The following is a 17089-nucleotide window of genomic DNA, read 5'->3' on the forward strand; positions in this document are numbered from 1 at the left end:
GACGGCCGAGTGGCCTCCCCGGTAACCGCCCGTTCGGCGTCGGAACGTCATGGCAGGTCGATGCCGAACTCCGCCAGCTTCTCCCGGTACACCTCGACGTTGCCGAGCTTGACGGACTCGTACCCGCGCACCAGGTCGGGCAGGGCGGCGACCGCCGCCGCGCGGGCGTAGGACTCCGCGGTCAGCTCGGCCGCCAGCTCGCGCACGGTCACGCGGTAGTGCGCCAACAGTTCTCGTTCCACCCGTCGGACGTGGGCGTAGCCGAACGGGTCGAGGCGGGTGCCGCGCAGGACCTTGCCCTTGGCCAGGAGCTTCAGCGCGACATGCGACTTCGGCCCGAGGCCGATCTTCTTCTTCCGTCCCACTGCCCGCAGCGCCGGCGGGTGCAACTTGTACGTCAGGTTCTCGCCGCCCGGCACCTGGGCGGCGACGTCGGCGAGGAAGCCCGGGTCCACCAGCATCCGGGCCACCTCGTACTCGTCCTTGTACGCGGTGAACTTGAACAGTCCCCGGGCCACCGACTCGGAGAAGTCGGTTCGCTCGGTCACGGCGCGTTCGGCCGCCCACACCGACTGCACCGCATCGACGTAACTCCGTGCCGCCGCGACGTTCTGGAACTCAATCAGCTGCGCGGCCCGCAGCTCGACCAGTCGGCGGACCTCGCCGCCCAGGGTGGTGTCGGTGAACAGTTGCGCCGGGGCCGTGGCCTCGGCGCGGGTGCCGCGTGCCGGCCGGGCGGCCGCAGCGAAGGCGTCGGGGTCGGCGATTGCGACCCGGCCCCACCGGAACGCCGCGACGTTGGCGTCGACCGCCACGCCGTTGATGCCGATGGCCTCCTCGATCGCGGCGGCGGGCAGCCGCAGCCCACCCGACTGGAAGGCGGCGCCGATCAGCAGGAAGTTCGCCGCCGCGGTGTCGCCGAACAGTTCCTGGGCCGCGGCCAGGGCGTCGAAGGATCGCAGCGATCCCGACACCGAGCCGAGCCGGGCGAGCAGCAGCGCCTCGTCCGGGTAGCGGACGGACTTGTCGTAGACCATGTCGCCGGTCGGTGACTGGCTGGTCGAGGCGATCGACACGGTGGCGGCGGCGTCGCCGTAGCCGAGGTTCTTGTCGTCCGTCGCGGTGAGCAGGTCGAACGCGACGATGCAGTCGGCGCTGCCGGGGGTGAGTCGGTTGGCCGGTTCGAGTTCGCCCGCGCAGAAGCGGAGGTGGGAGACCACCGGGCCGGCCTTCTGGCTCATGCCGATCTGGTCGAGGCTCTCGACCTGCAGGCCGGCCCGCAGTGCGGCGGTCGCCAGCACCTGGTTGACGGTGACGATGCCGGTGCCGCCGATCCCCGCCAGGAAGACGTTCTGGGTGTCGGTCAACGGGCCGCGCTCGGGGTCGAGGCAGGAGGGCGGGACCGGCGTCGCGGTGCGGGCGGGCTTGGTCTTGCCGGGCACCAGTTCGACGGTCACGAAGGAGGGGCAGTCCCCGTCCAGGCAGCTGTAGTCGGTGTTGCAGGAGGTCTGGTCGATGCGGGTCTTGCGCCCGAACTCGGTGTCCACCGGCTGCACCGACAGGCAGTTCGACTTCACGCCGCAGTCACCACAGCCCTCGCAGACCGCCTCGTTGATCACCACGCGGGTGTTTCGGGTCGGCAGGGTGCCGCGCTTGCGCTGGCGCCTGGCGTCGGCCGCGCAGTGCTGGTCGTAGATCAGCACGGTGACGCCCTCGACCTCGCGTAGCAGCTTCTGCGCCTCGTCGAGGCGGTCACGGTGCCAGAGCGTGGTGCCCTTGGCGAGTGCACGCTTGTTGTGCCGCTTGGGTTCGTCCGCGCAGATGATGATCTTCTTGACGCCCTCGGTGGTGAGCTTGTGGGTGAGCGCGGCGACCGTGAGCGCGCCCTCGGCGTCCTGCGCGCCGGTCATTGCGACCACGTCGTTGTAGAGCAGCTTGTAGGTGATGTTCACCCCCGCCGCGATGCACGCCTGCACCGCGAGCTGACCCGAGTGGAAGAAGGTGCCGTCACCGACGTTCTGGAACAGGTGCGGCACGTCGGTGAACGGCGCCTGGCCGATCCACTGACTGCCCTCGCCGCCCATCTGGGTCAGGCCGGTCACCGCGCTGTCCTCACGGCCGGACATCGTGACCAGGGTGTGGCAGCCGATGCCGCCGCCGCCGATCGATCCCTCGGGGATTGCGGTGGACCGGTTGTGCGGGCAACCGCTGCAGAAGTACGGGGTCCGCTTAGCGGTGAGCACCTCGAGCGAGAGTTGCGGCGGCAGAGCCTTCTTCAGTGCCACGCGGTCGCGCAGCACCCGGCGGAGCGGCCCGAGCAGGCGTCCGGCGGTGAGCTCGCCGTCGACGGGCATCAGCGGCCGGCCGGTGGCGTCGCGTTTGCCGAGGATCTGCGGGGTGTGCTCGGTGCCGTAGAGGATCTCGCGGATCTGGGTCTCGATGAAGGCCGTCTTGTCCTCGACCACGATCAGCTGGTCGAGGCCGGCCGCGAACTCCGTGACCTTCCGGGCGCCGAGGGGAGTCGGCATGCCGATGCGCAGCAGTCGGATGCCGGCGCGGTGCAGGGCGGCCTCGTCCACGCCGAGGTCGAGCAGGGCCTGACGCAGCGAGTCGTAGGTGGTGCCGGTGGCGGCGAGGCCGATCCGGGCGCCGGACGGGTCGACCTCGATCACGTCGAGGTCGTTCGCGGCGCCGTAGGCGTGCACGACGGCCAGCCGCGGTCCGTACAGGTCCGCCTCCGCGATCACGCTGTCCGTCGGTACCGCCATCGGCCGCTGCCGGTACACGAACGGCCTTCCCTCCCATTCGATCTGGGGCACGGTGATGTCCAGCCGCGACACGTCGCCGTCGACGGTCCAGGCGCCGTCGGCGACGTCGGCGACGACCTTGAGCGCGACCAGGCAGCCGGAGGCGCGGGAGAGTGCCACGCCGTGCAGGCCCATGGTGATCATCTCTTCGGCATTGCGCGGGAACAGGACCGGGATGCCGAGCGCGGCGAGCGAGCGTTCGCTGACGGCGGGCACGGTCGAGGACTTGGAGGCCGGGTCGTCGCCGACCAGCAGCAGCACGCCGCCGTTGGGATTGACGCCGTACATGTTCGCGTGCCGCAGCGCGTCGGTGGCCCGGTCGAGGCCGGGTCCCTTGCCGTACCAGACGCCCACGACGCCGTCGTGCGTCGCGGTGCCTGCCGGCAGCGTCGCCTGGCTGCCCCAGACCGCAGTCGCGGCCAGCTCCTCGTTGAAGCCGGGGACGAAGGTGATGTCGTGCTCGGCCAGCACCTGGGGCATGCCGTGCAGCATCTTGTCGACGCCGCCGAGCGGGCTGCCCTGGTAGCCGGAGACGAAGGTGGCGACGCGTCGGCCGGCGCGGATGTCGCGGACGTGCTGCTCGACGAGCTGACGGGCGATGGCCTGCACACCGGTCAGCAGCACCGGTCCGGCGCCCGAGCGGTAGCGGTCGCCGAGGTCGTAGGGCTGCGCCTGGTCTTCGCGTTCCACCAGTTCGGTCATGGTCTGCCACCGTTCCTGCGCGGCGCCTTTGTGAAGCTGTGCGCAATCTCTAGAGCAAGGGGTGCAGCAATAGTTCGCCCGGGTGTCGCGGCCGTCAACAACTCGCTGTCGAGCTACGCGCTACGATCAGTTGTGACGCACGACACATGAGGGAGGTCGCCGTGGTGATCAGCATCGACCGGCTCGACGCCGCACTGCTGGAACTGCTCACGGCGGACCCGCGGGCCCAGATCATGGACCTGGCGTCCCGGCTCGGCGTCGCGCGCAACACCGTTCAGTCGCGGATGCGCAGGCTGGAGGAGAGCGGCGTGGTCGCCGGGTACCGGCCCGAGGTGGACCTGCCCGCGCTGGGGCTCTCGGTGCAGGCCTTCGTGGGTGCCGAGACCGAACAGGGCCGCATCCGGGATGTGGTCGAGGCGCTGCGCGGCGTGCCGGAGGTGCTCGAGGTGCACACCACCACCGGACGCGAGGATCTGTTGATCCGGATCGCGGCGCCGTCGCACGAGGAGTTGCTGCACGTGCTCGAGCGGATTCTCGGGCTGCGCGGCGTCGCGCACACCACCACCACGCTGGCCCTGACGACGCCGGTCCGGTACCGCACCCAGCCGCTGCTCGACCACCTCACCCGCGAGTCGGGGCACGGCCGGTCGGCGGCGGCCTACCGGGGCGAGGACGGCTGAGCCGGGTGCCCGAGCTCGCGCAGCACGGCCAGTGCCAGTCCGGTGCGCGAGCCGTGACCGGTGGCCGCGAGGATCCTGCTGACGTACTTCTTGACGCTGTCCTCGGTGAGCGAGAGCAACGACCCGATGGCGGCGTTGCTCAGCCCGTCGGCGACCAGCCGGGCCACCTCGCGCTGCCGGCGGGGCAGGACGGCGAGCACCGGGTCGGGGGTGGCGGTGGTGGCCAGTCCCCGGGTCAGCACCGAGAGCTGACGGCTGAGCAGCCGCAGGGCGGCCAGGTCCCGTGGGCCGATTGCGTGCTCGTCGGTGTCGAACAACCCGACGAGTGCGTGTCCGCCGCCCGGCATCTCCAGGTGCAGGGCGCTCGCCGAGTGCATGTTCTGGGAGTACAGGTAGTCGCGGACGTAGCGCGCCGCCGCGTCGGGGAGATGGTGCATCTCCCGCAGCGAGGCGGCGCCGGTGTGCTCGAGCGTCCGGCGGGCCTGCGGGGTGGAGAAGATGTCCTGGCCCACCCACTGCCGGTGGTAGACGGCCCGCACCCGCTCCCAGGAGTCCACGTGGGGAGCGGCGGCGGCGGAGTCGGTGAACTGCGACGCGAAGGTCTGTCCGATGAAGCAGGTCGCATGTTTCACGGGGAACGTCGCGACCATCGCGTCGACGACTTGCTCGCGGAACTGGTCCACCGTGCGGGTCGGCGCACAGGCCTCGAGCACGCCGAAGACCCGCTCGTAGTCGCGGGTGGTCAGGGCGACATCGGACGCGTTGTCGGCCACCGTTGCTGTCCTCCGATCAGGGCCGCGGACAGGCAACTGTCCACCAAAGAGGACTTGTCCGCTTCTCCCCCGAAATCTAACGTCTGGCAGGCCGACATTCGGCCGAACCGAGCAAGGGAATCACGATGAGCAGACTTCGTTTCGGTGCATTCCTCGCGCCGCACCACGTGATCGGGCAGAACCCGACGGTCGCCCTGCAACGGGACCTGGAGCTGGTGGAACACCTCGACCGCCTCGACTTCGACGAGGTGTGGATCGGTGAGCACCACTCCGCGGGCAGCGAGATCATCGGTTCGCCGGAGATCTTCATCGCGGCGGCCGCCGAGCGGACCAAGCGGATCAAGCTGGGGACGGGCGTCACGTCGTTGAGCTATCACAACCCGCTGTGGGTGGCGGACCGGATGGTGTTGCTGGACCACCTCACTCGCGGCCGGGTGATGCTCGGCGTCGGGCCGGGCTCGCTGCCCACCGACTCGTCGATGATCGGCCTGGACCCCACCGAGTGCCGGGAACTGCTCGAGGAGCACCTGGACATCGTGGTCCGCCTGCTCGACGGGGAGAGCGTCACCGCGACGACCCGCACCCACACCCTCGTCGACGCCCAGCTCCAGCTGCGGCCGTACTCGCACCCGCGGTTCGACATCGTGGTGGCAGGCGTCGCCTCGCCGACCGGTCCGCGACTGGCAGGCAAGCACGGACTCGGCCTGCTCTCGATCGGTGCGACGATGAGCCCCGACGGCTACGACGCGTTGGGCAAGCACTTCGGCATCATGACCGAGCGGGCGGAGGCCTTCGGCACGACGGTCGACCGTGACCAGTGGCGGCTGGTGTGCCCGATGCACATCGCGGAGACCCTCGAGCAGGCGCGCGAGGACGTGCGCTACGGACTCGGCGCATGGGTCGAATACTTCGGCAAGACAGCAGCTTTCCCGCACTTCGGGTCCGGGGGCGCGAGCATGGACATGATGATCGAGTACATGAACGACTCGGGCATGGGCATCATCGGCACCCCGGACCAGGCCCGGGAGCTGATCGGTCGGCTGCAGGAGCAGACCGGTGGATTCGGCTCGATGCTGATGATGGCGACCGACTGGGCGAACCCCGCGGCGACCCGACGCTCGTTCGAGTTGATCGCGAACCAGGTCGCCCCGCACTTCCAGGGGCAGTCGCAGCCGCTCTACGACGCCGCGGACCGCGCAGGCCAGAGCCACGAGCGCCACAGCAAGGCACAGCTCGACGCCATCGAGCACATGACGAAGAAGTACAACGACGAACTGGCGGCCACGTCGTGAGGGCCGCGGTGCTGCACGGAATCGGCGACCTGCGGGTCGAGGACATCCCGACGCCTGCGGTCCCGGACGGATTCGTCCTGATCCGGGTTGCGTACAACGGGATCTGCGGGTCAGACCTCGGCGTCATTCACTCCTTCGGTGTCTCCGCGGTGGCGCACCCGCTCACCGGGGCGCACGGGCCGCAGGTGCTCGGGCACGAGTTCTCCGGTGTGGTCGTCGAGACCGGTGCCGGTGTCGACGGGATTGTGGTGGGTAATCGGGTTGTGGTGCAACCGAATTACCATTGCGGACGGTGCGCACGGTGCCGGGACGGGCTCGAGCACCTGTGCGAGATCGTCGCCTTCCACGGGTTGACCGCCGACGGCGGCGGGCTCTCGGAGTTCACCGCGGTACCCGCGGCCAACGTGCACGTGCTCCCGGACGAGGTGAGCCTCGAGCAGGCCGCGCTGGTGGAGCCGCTGGCCGTCACCCACCACGCGGTGACGCTGGCGCAGCCGCGGCCGGGGCAGTTCGCGCTGGTGATCGGCGGCGGCCCGATCGGAATCGGGACGGCGCTCAACCTGCGCTCGAGCGGCGTCGAGCGGATCCTGGTCTCGGAGGCCTCAGCGACGCGGCGGGCGATCGTCGAGGGACTGGGACTGGCTGTGGTGGACCCACTTTCGGTGGACGTCCGGACCGCCGTGCACGAGCGGACCGACGGCCTCGGCGCCGACATGGTGTTCGAGTGCGCCGGGGTCGCCGTCGCCGTCGAGACCGCGCTGGCGTCGGTCCGGGCCCGCGGGTCGGTGGTGCTGCTGGCCACCTACAAGGAGCAGGTCCCGCTCAACACGTACGCGCTGATGTTCTCCGAGGCGCGGGTGATGTCGTCGCTGGCCTACAGTCGCGACGAGGTCGCGACGGTCATCGAGCGGATGGCGGCGGGTGCGTACCCGCTCGACGGATGGGTCGAGCGGGTGCCGCTGGCGGACGTGCTCGAGGGTGTGGCCGATGCCGCGGCCGGACGACGGATGAAGGTACTCGTGGAGGTAGGCGGAGATGAGTGAGAGCCGATTCGCAGGCAAGACTGCGGTCGTCACCGGGGCGGCGTCCGGAATCGGGGCCGCGATCGCGACCCGGCTGGTGGCGGAGGGCGCCAAGGTCGTCGGCATCGACGTGTCGGTGGGCGGCCTGGACGAGCTGGCGAGCACGCTCGGTGCCGCGTTCGTCCCCGCCGTCGCGGACGTGACCGCCGAGGCGGAGGTCGAGGCGGCGGTCGGGACGGCGGTGGAGAGGTTCGGCGGACTCGACCTCGCGTTCAACGTGGCCGGCGCCGCGCGGGGTGGCCCGATCGTCGACCTGGCGGAGGCGGACTGGGACTTCACCGTCGACCTGGTGCAGAAGGGCGTGTTCCTGTGCACCAAGCACGAGGCCCGGCACATGCGGGAGCGGGGCGGCGCCATCGTCAACGTGTCCTCGCTCAACGCGCACGTGCCGATGTTCGGCGGCAGCCCGTACGTGACGGGCAAGGCGGGGGTGGAGGCGTTCTCCAAGAACGCGGCCCTGGAGCTGGCGCGGCACGGCATCCGGGTCAACACGGTGCTGCCGGGCCTGGTGGACACCCCGCTGGTGGCGGGGGTGATGGGCTACGAGCCGCTGCGCGAGCAGTTCCTGGCGATGATCCCGCTGGCCAAGGCCGCGACGCCGGAACAGATCGCCGGACCGTGCCTGTACCTGGCCAGTGACGACGCCGAGTACGTGACGGGAACGTCGCTGATGGTGGACGGCGGCTGGGAGCTGTCGGGCTACCCGGACCTCAGCATCTTCGCCGGCTGACCGACGGCTCAGCCGCGCGACGGCCGGGTGTCGTCGCGCGGCAGGGCTGCGGAAACTATTGCGCCACAACGCACAATCATCACGCTCAGGGGAGACGTGGCCATGCCCGACATCCTGTTGCTGACGGGGAGCCTGCGCGGCAGCTCGAGCAACTCTGCCCTGCTGCGGACCGCAGGCGCGCTCGTGCCGGACGGATTCCGTGGTGTGCCGTACGACGGCATGGCGCAGCTGCCGCACTTCAACCCGGACGAGGACAGAGATCCGCTGCCGCCCGCCGTGTCCGACCTGCGTCGACGGATCGCCGACGCGGCGGGACTGCTGATCTGCACGCCCGAATACGCTGGCGCACTGCCGGGTTCGTTCAAGAACCTGCTCGACTGGACCGTCGGCGGAGTCGAGATCTGCGACAAGCCGACCGCATGGATCAACGTCTCTGCCAACGCCACCGGGGCGGCCAACGCCCATGCGTCGCTGCGGCTGGTGCTGAACTACACCGGTGCGGCGGTGGTCGACGAGGCGTGCGTGCACCTGCCCGTGGTGCCGTCGATGATCGACGGCCGGGGCCTGATCGCCGACGTCGACGTTCGCGACGGGATCGGCCGCTCGCTCGCGGCGTTGGCGAGGAGCGCGGCGCTCACCGCAGGCTGACCGGGCACCCCGTCCACTTCCACCGGGCCTAGGGTGGTGCCATGACCGTCTCCGCCACCCCCGTGGAGACCACGCACCGCAGCCCCCGTCCGCTGTCGTTGACCGCGACGCTCGACCGGCTCGGGCATGGCCGCGGCGACCCGTGCCACCGGGTCACCCCCGACGGCGCGCTCTGGCGAACGTCGCTGATGCCCAGTGGACCCGTCAGCTACCGGCTGGTCCAGGTCGACCGGCACTCCGTCGCGTGCCGGGCCTGGGGTGCGGGCGCCGCGGAGTTCGCGACGACCCTGCCGGACCTGCTCGGCGAGCACGACGACGCGACCGGGTTCGCGCCGGAGCATCCGACGCTGGCCGAGGCGCTGCGCCGGCTGCCCGGGCTGCGGATCCCGCGGACCGGCCGGGTGTTCGAGGCGTTGGTGCCCGCGATCCTCGAACAGAAGGTGCACGGCATCGCCGCGCAGGCGTCCTGGCGCCGGCTGGTCACCGCGCACGGGACGGCGGCGCCCGGGCCTGCGCCCGACGGGATGCGGGTTCCGCCGTCCGCGCAGGTGTGGCGCCGCATTCCGTCCTGGGAGTTCCACCGGGCGGGCGTCGACCCGCGCCGGTCCCGGACCATCGTGACCGCCGCGGCCGTCGGGTCCCGGCTGGAGGCGGCCGCGGCGATGACGCCGGCGGCCGCCCTCGCCCGGCTGCGCGTGGTCGACGGGATCGGGGAGTGGACCGCGGCCGAGGTGGCCCAGCGCGCGTTCGGCGACGCCGACGCGCTCTCGGTCGGCGACTTCCACCTCGCGGCGACGGTCGGCTGGTCGCTGCTCGGTCGACCGCTCGACGACGCGGCGATGGTCGAGTACCTCGAGCCGCTCCGGCCGCACCGGTACCGGGTGGTCCGGTTGCTCGAAGTCAGCGGCCAGGCCGTCAAACCCAAGTTCGGGCCGCGCACCCCGGTGACGGATCACCGGGACCGCTGAACGGTCGGCGCCCGCCCGCGCGGACGAGCCGGCCGGCGGATCGAGCTCCGTTCCGGGTGACCCGGCGGCTCAGGGCGCCTCGAGCAGCGCCACCGCCATGCCGATCAGCTCCTCCTCCAGCGCGTCGAGCGAGGGGCTGCCGTCCGCGTCCGGCTCGCGTTCCCAGGCGGCCAGGGCGCCGATGACGAACCGGGCCGTCAGCGCGACCCGTCGACTGCGGGCCGCGTCGGGCAGGTGGGTCAGTTCGGCGGCCATGTCGCGGAACAGGTCGTTCACCACCAGCACCGAGTCCACTCCGGGCCGGATCTCGGGGGCGTCGGCCTGGAGGGTGAAGAAGTTCAGGGCCACGCCTGCCAGCCACTGTTCGTTGAACCGGGCCCAGTAGCTGGGGTGGTACCGGCGCAGGTCCGCGGTGAGCGGCCGCAGGTAGGCCTCGACCATCGTCCGCAGCCCGTAGTCGCCGCGAGTGCGGGCGTCGTCGATGAGGACGGCCCGAGCCTCGTTCACCGGTTGGGCGTGCAGTTGCCACACCGCGTCGAGCAGCCCGTTCCAGGAGCCGAAGTGGTACGTGACCGCGGAGTTGTTGCGGTGCCCGGCGGCCTTGACCACCTCGCTGGCGCGGACGCCGTGGAGGCCGCGTTCGGCGACGAGGCGCTCGGCCGCCCGCACCAGAGTGAGACGGGCTGTTGACATTGTGGTGCGCGTCACGGTAATAAGAAACCCTTCTTAACTTCCGCCAAGGCTACCGGCCCGGCATCCCGCTCGAGAGGCTCCCATGCGTCCATCCCGTGTTTCCGTCCGAATGATAGGCGCGCTGGCGCTCACCGCCCTCGCGGTGACCAGCTGTTCCAGCTCCGACGGGGACTCCGCCACCTCGGCGTCGCCCGTACCGAACGGCGGCGACGTGCTGTCCTCCACGCCGCTGACCAACGCCGCGCTGCTGCCGAGTGCCGGCCGCAGCGAGCTGATCACCTACGCGTCGGAGAACGGCGAGGGCAAGCCGATCGTGGTCTCCGGCACCGTGGCGATCCCGTCCGGGACCGCGCCGGAGGGCGGCTGGCCGGTGATCAGCTGGGCGCACGGCACCACCGGCATCGCGGACACCTGCGCGCCGTCGGGGGACACCGTCGACGGCGCCGTGCACGACTACGTCGGCACGGTCAGCGCCACCCTGGACCAGTGGATCCAGAACGGCTACGCCGTGGTGCAGACCGACTACGAGGGCATGGGCACGCCGGGCGACCACACCTACCTCAACGCGACGTCGGAGTCGAACGCGGTCACGGACATCGTGCGGGCCGCCCGCCACCTCGACCCCTCGGTGGGCAGCAAGTGGTTCGTCGGCGGGCACAGCCAGGGCGGTGCGGCCGCGATCAGCGCGTCCGACCAGGCCGTGGACCGGGCGCCCGAGCTCACCCTGCTCGGTGCGATCGCGGTCGCGCCCGGCAGCGGCCTGAGCCAGACCCCGCAGTACATCGCGAGCGGCAGCCAGGCGGTGGCCCCGATCCTGTCCTTCCTGCCGATCACCCTGCTCGGCGCGGCGGCGGCGGACACCGCCGTGGTGCCGGAGGAGATCGTCACCCCGGCAGCGGAGCCGCTGATGAAGGCGGCGCGGACCGGGTGCATTGCCGACATCCGCGCGGCCATCGGCGACATCCAGGTGAACTCGGTGATCCGTCCGGGTGCGGACCTCGGTCCGTGGACGGACTACCTGGCCAAGCAGGAGCCCTCGAACGCCAACCCCAAGGTGCCGGTGCTGTTCGCGCAGGGCTCCACGGACGCCCTCGTCACGCCGGCCGCCTCGCAGATCCTGGTGAAGCAGCTGTGCGAGAAGGGAACCGAGCTGGACTACCGCAGCTACGAGGGCGCCGACCACCGCGCCGCCGTCGCCGCCTCGTTCTCGGACGCCACCGCCTTCACCAAGGCGCTGCTGGCCGGCGAGCAGGTTCCGACCACCTGCTGACGCCCTGAAAACGAAGTGCCCCTTGGCTACTGGAATCCAGTGGCCAAGGGGCACTCGTGTCCGTGCCGCCTGCTCGGCGGCGCGGGGACGGTCAGCGCAACTTGATGCTGCCGCCGTCGACCATCAGGGTCTGGCCGGTCATGTAGCTCGCGTCCGCGCTGGCGAGGAACACCGCGACCCGGCCGATGTCCGACTCGGGATCGCCGAACCGGTGCAGCGGCGTCTTGGCGAGCAGTGCCTCCTCGACGCCGGGGTTGGCCTCGATGTAGGCCTGGACGCCCTCGGTCAGGGCGAGCGGCGAGATGATGTTGACGTTGATGTTGTCCGTCGCCCACTCGTTGGCCGCGACCCGGCTGATCGCCCGGATTGCCTCCTTCGCGGCGGCGTACGAGCCCTGGGACAGCTGACCCTCGATGCCCGCGCCGGAGGCGAAGTTGATCACCGAGCCCTCGTTCGCGGCGAGCTGCGCGTGCGCGGCCTGCATCAGCCAGAACGTCGGGTAGAACCCGGTCCCGAACGACAGGTCGAGCATCTCCTGCGTGGTCTCGAGCAGCGGGGCCTGCCGGGACGCGTGCGCGTTGTTGACCAGCACGTCGAGCTTGCCGAACGCCTCGACCGCGGCCGCGACGATCGCCGCCGCGCTCTCCTGCTTGGAGATGTCCGCGTTGAGGAACCGCACGGAGTCGCCCAGCTCGACCTCGAGCGCCTTGCCCGTGTCGTCGTTGATGTCGACGACCAGGACCTTGGCGCCCTCCTTGACGAACGCGCGGACGATGCCCCGTCCGATGCCGCCGGCTCCGCCGGTGACGATTGCTACTTTTCCGTCGAGCCTCATCGGTGGCCTTCCCTGTGGTGTCGGTGGAGTGTCAGTTGATCGCGAGCGCCGGCTTCTCGAGCTCCGCCACGCCGTAGGCCGCGTAGGTCTCGTACGGGCCGCGGCCGACGAAGTAGGACGAGAGCTGCTCGTCGAGCTCGTTGACGGTGAAGGCGGAACCTGCTGCGTCGAAACGGTTCTCGACCTGAGGTGCGGCCATCAGCGCGACCATCTTGCCGTAGACGACGAATACCTGGCCGGTGATCTCGTGCGAGGCGGGGGAGGCCAGGTAGCTGACCAGCGTGCCGACGCGCTCGGGGGCGAGCGGGTCGAGCGCACCGGCCAGGTCGCCGGCCTCGCCGAAGGCCTCGGCGGTCATCGCGGTCCGGGCGCGCGGGCAGATCGCGTTGGCGGTGACGCCGTAGCGGGACAGGCCCTGCGAGGTGGAGAGGGTCAGCGCGGTGATGCCGGCCTTGGCTGCGGAGTAGTTCGGCTGTCCGGCGGAGCCGAACAGGAACGCCTCGGAGGAGGTGTTGATGACGCGGCCGTAGACCGGTCCGCCCGACTCCTTGCTCAGGTTCCGCCAGTACTGGGCGGCGGCGACCGAGGTGGCGGCGTGGCCCTTGAGGTGCACGCGCAGCACGTCGTCCCAGTCCGCCTCGGTCAGGTTGAAGACCATCTTGTCGCGCAGGATGCCGGCGTTGTTGACGAGGATGTCGAAGGAGCCGAAGCTCTTGACGGCCTCCTCGATCATTCGTCCGCCGAGCGTCCAGTCGGAGACGTCGCCGGTGACACCGATCGCCTGGCCGCCCGCCGCGCGGATCTCCTCGGCGACCGCGTGCGCGGCGTCGCCCATGTCGTTGACGACGACGGCGGCACCGGCCTCGGCGAGGGCGAGCGCCTCGGCCTTGCCGAGTCCGGCACCCGCGCCGGTGATGACGGCCGTACGGCCTTCCAGGCTCACTGTTTCGCCCATGGGGGCCTCCTAAGTCGTTGGTGCCGGTGGCCGGTTGTCGCCGGCCATCCACTGCTCCGTCAAAACTAGTATTCATTCTAGTTTGTTGGCAAGGGGTGGTCCCGGATCGTGACGAACGGATTCGGTGATCGGGCGGGTCCGGCGCGGATGGGTCGGATCCGCGCCGTCCGGTCCGCGAAACGCCTAGGCGGACACGCCGACAATCCCGTCCCCGGTCCCGGCCAGTGGGAGTGACTCACGACACGTGAGAAGATCGTGGCAGATTTTCGCAATCAGCCGGGCAGAAGGCCCGGCGGTGGTATTGCGAGCGGTCCGGAGTCCCGATGAACAAAATGCCCCTCACGAACGGCGAGGCTGAGCGTGCGCCCCTGACCAAGGGCCGAGCCTTCCTCCTGTTGGCGCTGGTGATCCTGCTGGTCGAGGTGATCCCGCTGGCGTACAACTTCGTCACTCCGGCGCTGCCCGAGATTGCCGGGCACTTCCAGACCACCGCCGTCGGCTGGGTGATCACCCTGGTCACCCTGGTGCTCGCGGCGACCACGCCGATCATGGGCAAGCTCGGCGACATCTACGGCAAGAAGACCGTGATGCTCTCCGCGTCTGCCGTGTTCGGACTCGGCTGCCTGATCGCCGCGGTCGCGCCGAACTTCGAGATCTTCCTCGTGGGCCGGGGCCTGCAGGGCGCGGGCATGGGCATCCTGGTGCTGGCCTACGGGCTGATCCGTGACGTGCTCCCGCGTGAGCTGGTTCCGGTCGCGGTCGGCTTCATCGCCACCGGCATGGGCGCGAGCACCATCCTCGGCCCGATCATCGGTGGGTACCTGATCGACAACTTCGGCTACACCAGCGTCTTCTGGGCGCAGCTGGCGCACGTCGCGGTGGCCGGTGTCCTGGTGGCGCTGCTGGTTCCCGAATCGACCCTGCGCGTGAAGTCCCGGCTGGACATCGTCGGTGCACTGATCCTCGGCGCGGGCGCGTTCGTGCTGCTCTTCGGCATCGGCAAGGCGACCACCTGGGGCTTCTTCGACACCCGGACCCTGATCTCGGTGCTCGGCGGCCTCGTGATTCTCGGCGGGTGGCTGCTCTACGAGCGTCGGCCGGCCGAGCCGCTGGTGGACCTGACGCTGCTCTTCCACAAGCCCGTCGCCAAGACCCTCGCCGCCAGCGGGCTGGTGCAGTTCGTACTGATCAGCCACGCCATGCTGATCCCGATGTTCGTGATGACCGACCGCGCGCTCGACCTCGGCTACGGGTTCGGCCGCACCGCGCTCGGTGTCGCGCTGTTCACCATCCCCACCGGCATCGCCTCGATGATCGCCGGGCCGGTCGGTGGCCACCTCTCCCGGCGGACCGGTCCCGCGCTGGTGCTGGTCGTCGGTGCCGGCGCCCTCACCGTCGGTTCCCTGATGCTCGCGATGATGCACGACACCACCGCCCAGGTGATCCTCGGCCAGATCGTGATGGGCATCGGACTCGGCGCCGCGTCCTCGGCGCTGCCGAACCTGATCATGGGCACGGTGCCCGCGACGTCGCAGGGCATCGCCGGCGGCATGCTCAACCTGTTCGGTTCGATGGGCAGCGCGGTCGGCAGCCAGCTGGCGGTCGCGATCCTCACCGTCCCGGGCGTGCTGGTCGCGGCCAACCACCTGACGCAGTACCAGGAGTCCGGCTACGTCTACGCGTTCGCGGCCCTCGCGATCGCAGGCGGTCTGGCCGCCGCCCTCGGACTCTCGTTGCACAAGCACCGGCTCGACGCGGACGCGTTGGTCGCGGCGGACGACGCGCCGGCGGAGGTCGCGGCCGGCCGCTAGGTCGTGCTCCGCGGCGTGCGGTCGAACTGAGGGTCGAGGTAATTCGTATAACTCACGATTTCAGGCCGTGCTGCTGGCTAGTGTGGCGGCAGACACAGTAGTTGTCCGCAGACCCGAATCGAGGTTCTGCAACTAGCCGCAGTACGGCCGTACCCACCGAAAGGTCGACCATGTCGAGCTCGTCGTCCACCCGCAATCTCGCCGACATCTTCGAGGCCGTCGCAGACGCCATGCCGGACCGGGAGGTGCTGGTCTGCGGAGACCAGCGCCGCACCCTGGCCGAACTCGACGAGCGCGCCAACCGGGTCGGCCACCACCTGCTCGCCGCAGGCGTGCAGGCCGGTGACCACGTCGGCATGCACATGCGCAACAGCGTCGAGTTCGTGGAAACCCTGCTGGGGCTGCTGAAGATTCGGGCCGTCCCGGTCAACGTCAACTACCGCTACATCGACGCCGAACTGCGTTACCTCTACGCCAACGCGGACCTGGCGGCCGTGGTCGTCGACGCCGACTTCGTGGACCGGACCACCGCTGTTGCCCCGGACTGCCCGGTGCTGCGGCACGTGCTGGTGCTCGGCGAGCCGTCGGCGGAGTCCGCCGCCGCGCTGGCCGCGGTGGTGCCGTCCGTCTCCGACTACCGGCGCGACGTCGACTCCGCTTCCGGGGCCCGCGACTTCCCGGCCCGCAGCGACGACGACCTGTTCGTCATCTACACCGGCGGCACCACCGGCATGCCCAAGGGCGTGCTGTGGCGTCAGGAGGACTTCTTCCGGTCCGCGCTGGTCAGTGGCAACCAGTACGGCGACGGCTACGACGACGGGCCGACGCTGGCCGCCGCGCACGCGCAGAACCCCACCCCGCCGACCTTCCTGCTCACCGCGCCGCTGATCCACGGCGCGGCGGTGTACACGCTGTTCACCGGCCTGTTCATGGGCACCAAGACGGTGCTGATGCCGCAGTTCGACGCGCTGGAGTCGCTGGCGCTGGTCGAGCGCGAGAAGGTCAACATCTACATGATCGTCGGCGATGCGATCGGTCGGCCGTTCGCCGACGCGGTGGCCGCGCACGGCGGCGACTACGACCTGTCCTCGCTGTTCGTCGTCGGATCCGGCGGCGCGCTGTGGTCGCAGGTGGTGCGCGACCAGATCACCGCGCTGTTCCCGAACATCTACCTCAACAACGGATTCGGGTCCTCCGAGTCCGGCATGGACGGCAGCATGCAGGCGCTCGAGGACGGCTCGTTGCGGATGGCGCCGCGGCCGGGCGTCTGCGTCGTCGACGCCGACCTGCGGCCGATCGCGCCGGGCTCGGACGACATCGGCTGGGTGGCCCACTCGGGTCACGTGCCGCTCGGCTACTACAACGACCCCGCCAAGACCGCGTCCACGTTCCCCGTCGTCGACGGGGTGCGGATGTCGGTGCTGGGCGACATGGCGCGCGTCGAGCCGGACGGCTCGATCATCATCCTCGGCCGCGGGTCGGCGTGCATCAACTCCGGTGGCGAGAAGATCTACGTCGAGGAGGTCGAGGAGGCCCTCAAGAGCCACCCGGCGGTGTTCGACGCCCTGGTGGCGGGCCTGCCGGACCCGCGGTTCGGCCAGCGGGTCGCCGCCGTCGTGCAGCTGCGCGAGGGCGCGGCGGCCACGGTCGAGGAGCTCACCGAGCACTGCCGCGGCCGGATCGCCCGGTACAAGGTGCCGCGCGAGATCGTCGAGGTGCCGGCGATCCTGCGTTCGCCGTCCGGCAAGGCCGACTACCGCTGGGCCCAGACCACGCTGGAGAAGGACGCGACCAGCAGCTAGCGTCGCCCAGTTGAAACAGACGAGCCCCCGACGGATTTCTC

Annotated in this window: 14 protein-coding genes; 9 read left to right on the top strand and 5 right to left on the bottom strand. The window is 70.5% G+C overall.

The window, feature by feature from the left end; genetic code table 11:
* Nucleotides 1-47: 47 nt before the first annotated feature.
* A complete protein-coding gene (locus ACFO6S_RS09705; protein ID WP_378416399.1) occupies nt 48-3509 on the bottom strand; it encodes an indolepyruvate ferredoxin oxidoreductase family protein in 3462 nt (1153 codons plus the stop codon).
* Nucleotides 3510-3673: 164 nt separating this feature from the next.
* On the opposite strand from ACFO6S_RS09705, the gene ACFO6S_RS09710 reads away from it, so the two are divergent.
* A complete protein-coding gene (locus tag ACFO6S_RS09710; RefSeq protein WP_378416914.1) occupies nt 3674-4189 on the top strand; it encodes an Lrp/AsnC family transcriptional regulator in 516 nt (171 codons plus the stop codon).
* Here the strand turns inward: ACFO6S_RS09710 and ACFO6S_RS09715 are convergent.
* A complete protein-coding gene (locus tag ACFO6S_RS09715) occupies nt 4168-4962 on the bottom strand; it encodes a helix-turn-helix transcriptional regulator (RefSeq protein ID WP_378416401.1) in 795 nt (264 codons plus the stop codon). The two genes, ACFO6S_RS09710 and ACFO6S_RS09715, sit on opposite strands and share 22 nt — an antisense overlap.
* 125 nt (nt 4963-5087) lie before the next feature.
* Here ACFO6S_RS09715 and ACFO6S_RS09720 point away from each other — a divergent pair, with 125 nt between their 5' ends.
* The 5 genes from ACFO6S_RS09720 (at nt 5088) to ACFO6S_RS09740 (ending at nt 9682) form a co-directional block, all read left to right on the top strand.
* The gene (locus tag ACFO6S_RS09720) at nt 5088-6254 is read left to right on the top strand and encodes an LLM class flavin-dependent oxidoreductase (RefSeq protein WP_378416403.1); all 1167 of its coding nucleotides are present in this window, start codon (nt 5088-5090) and stop codon (nt 6252-6254) included.
* Nucleotides 6251-7297: an alcohol dehydrogenase catalytic domain-containing protein gene (locus ACFO6S_RS09725; RefSeq protein WP_378416405.1), complete on the top strand. Its 1047-nt coding sequence runs from the start codon at nt 6251-6253 to the stop codon at nt 7295-7297. Before ACFO6S_RS09720 ends, ACFO6S_RS09725 begins: the two co-directional genes overlap by 4 nt.
* On the top strand, nt 7290-8066 hold the full coding sequence (locus ACFO6S_RS09730) for an SDR family NAD(P)-dependent oxidoreductase (protein ID WP_378416407.1): 777 nt from the start codon (nt 7290-7292) through the stop codon (nt 8064-8066). Before ACFO6S_RS09725 ends, ACFO6S_RS09730 begins: the two co-directional genes overlap by 8 nt.
* 102 nt (nt 8067-8168) lie before the next feature.
* Nucleotides 8169-8714 (top strand): NADPH-dependent FMN reductase, encoded by a 546-nt coding sequence (locus ACFO6S_RS09735; protein ID WP_378416408.1) that lies wholly within the window; start codon nt 8169-8171, stop codon nt 8712-8714.
* Between the two features lie 41 nt (nt 8715-8755).
* Nucleotides 8756-9682, top strand: coding sequence for a DNA-3-methyladenine glycosylase family protein (locus ACFO6S_RS09740; RefSeq protein WP_378416409.1), 927 nt, complete (start codon nt 8756-8758; stop codon nt 9680-9682).
* A 69-nt stretch (nt 9683-9751) separates the two neighbouring features.
* Here ACFO6S_RS09740 and ACFO6S_RS09745 read toward each other — a convergent pair whose 3' ends face one another.
* Nucleotides 9752-10375 (bottom strand): TetR family transcriptional regulator, encoded by a 624-nt coding sequence (locus ACFO6S_RS09745; RefSeq protein WP_378416411.1) that lies wholly within the window; start codon nt 10373-10375, stop codon nt 9752-9754.
* Between the two features lie 82 nt (nt 10376-10457).
* On the opposite strand from ACFO6S_RS09745, the gene ACFO6S_RS09750 reads away from it, so the two are divergent.
* On the top strand, nt 10458-11645 hold the full coding sequence (locus ACFO6S_RS09750) for an alpha/beta hydrolase family protein (RefSeq protein WP_417715001.1): 1188 nt from the start codon (nt 10458-10460) through the stop codon (nt 11643-11645).
* 91 nt (nt 11646-11736) lie between these two features.
* On the opposite strand, the gene ACFO6S_RS09755 is transcribed toward ACFO6S_RS09750, so the two are convergent.
* Complete coding sequence (locus ACFO6S_RS09755; protein ID WP_378416415.1) at nt 11737-12480, bottom strand: SDR family NAD(P)-dependent oxidoreductase; 744 nt, start codon at nt 12478-12480, stop codon at nt 11737-11739.
* Nucleotides 12481-12511: 31 nt separating this feature from the next.
* Entirely contained in the window at nt 12512-13435 is a 924-nt protein-coding gene (locus ACFO6S_RS09760; protein WP_378416417.1) for a 3-oxoacyl-ACP reductase, read from the bottom strand.
* A gap of 323 nt (nt 13436-13758) precedes the next feature.
* Here ACFO6S_RS09760 and ACFO6S_RS09765 point away from each other — a divergent pair, with 323 nt between their 5' ends.
* Nucleotides 13759-15246, top strand: a complete 1488-nt coding sequence (locus ACFO6S_RS09765; protein WP_378416419.1) for an MFS transporter — start codon at nt 13759-13761, stop codon at nt 15244-15246.
* A gap of 170 nt (nt 15247-15416) precedes the next feature.
* Nucleotides 15417-17048: an acyl-CoA synthetase gene (locus ACFO6S_RS09770; RefSeq protein ID WP_378416420.1), complete on the top strand. Its 1632-nt coding sequence runs from the start codon at nt 15417-15419 to the stop codon at nt 17046-17048.
* Nucleotides 17049-17089: the final 41 nt, after the last annotated feature.

Origin of the sequence: Rhodococcus kronopolitis, assembly GCF_042654025.1 — a bacterium.
Classification (GTDB): Bacteria; Actinomycetota; Actinomycetes; order Mycobacteriales; family Mycobacteriaceae; genus Rhodococcus_G; species Rhodococcus_G kronopolitis.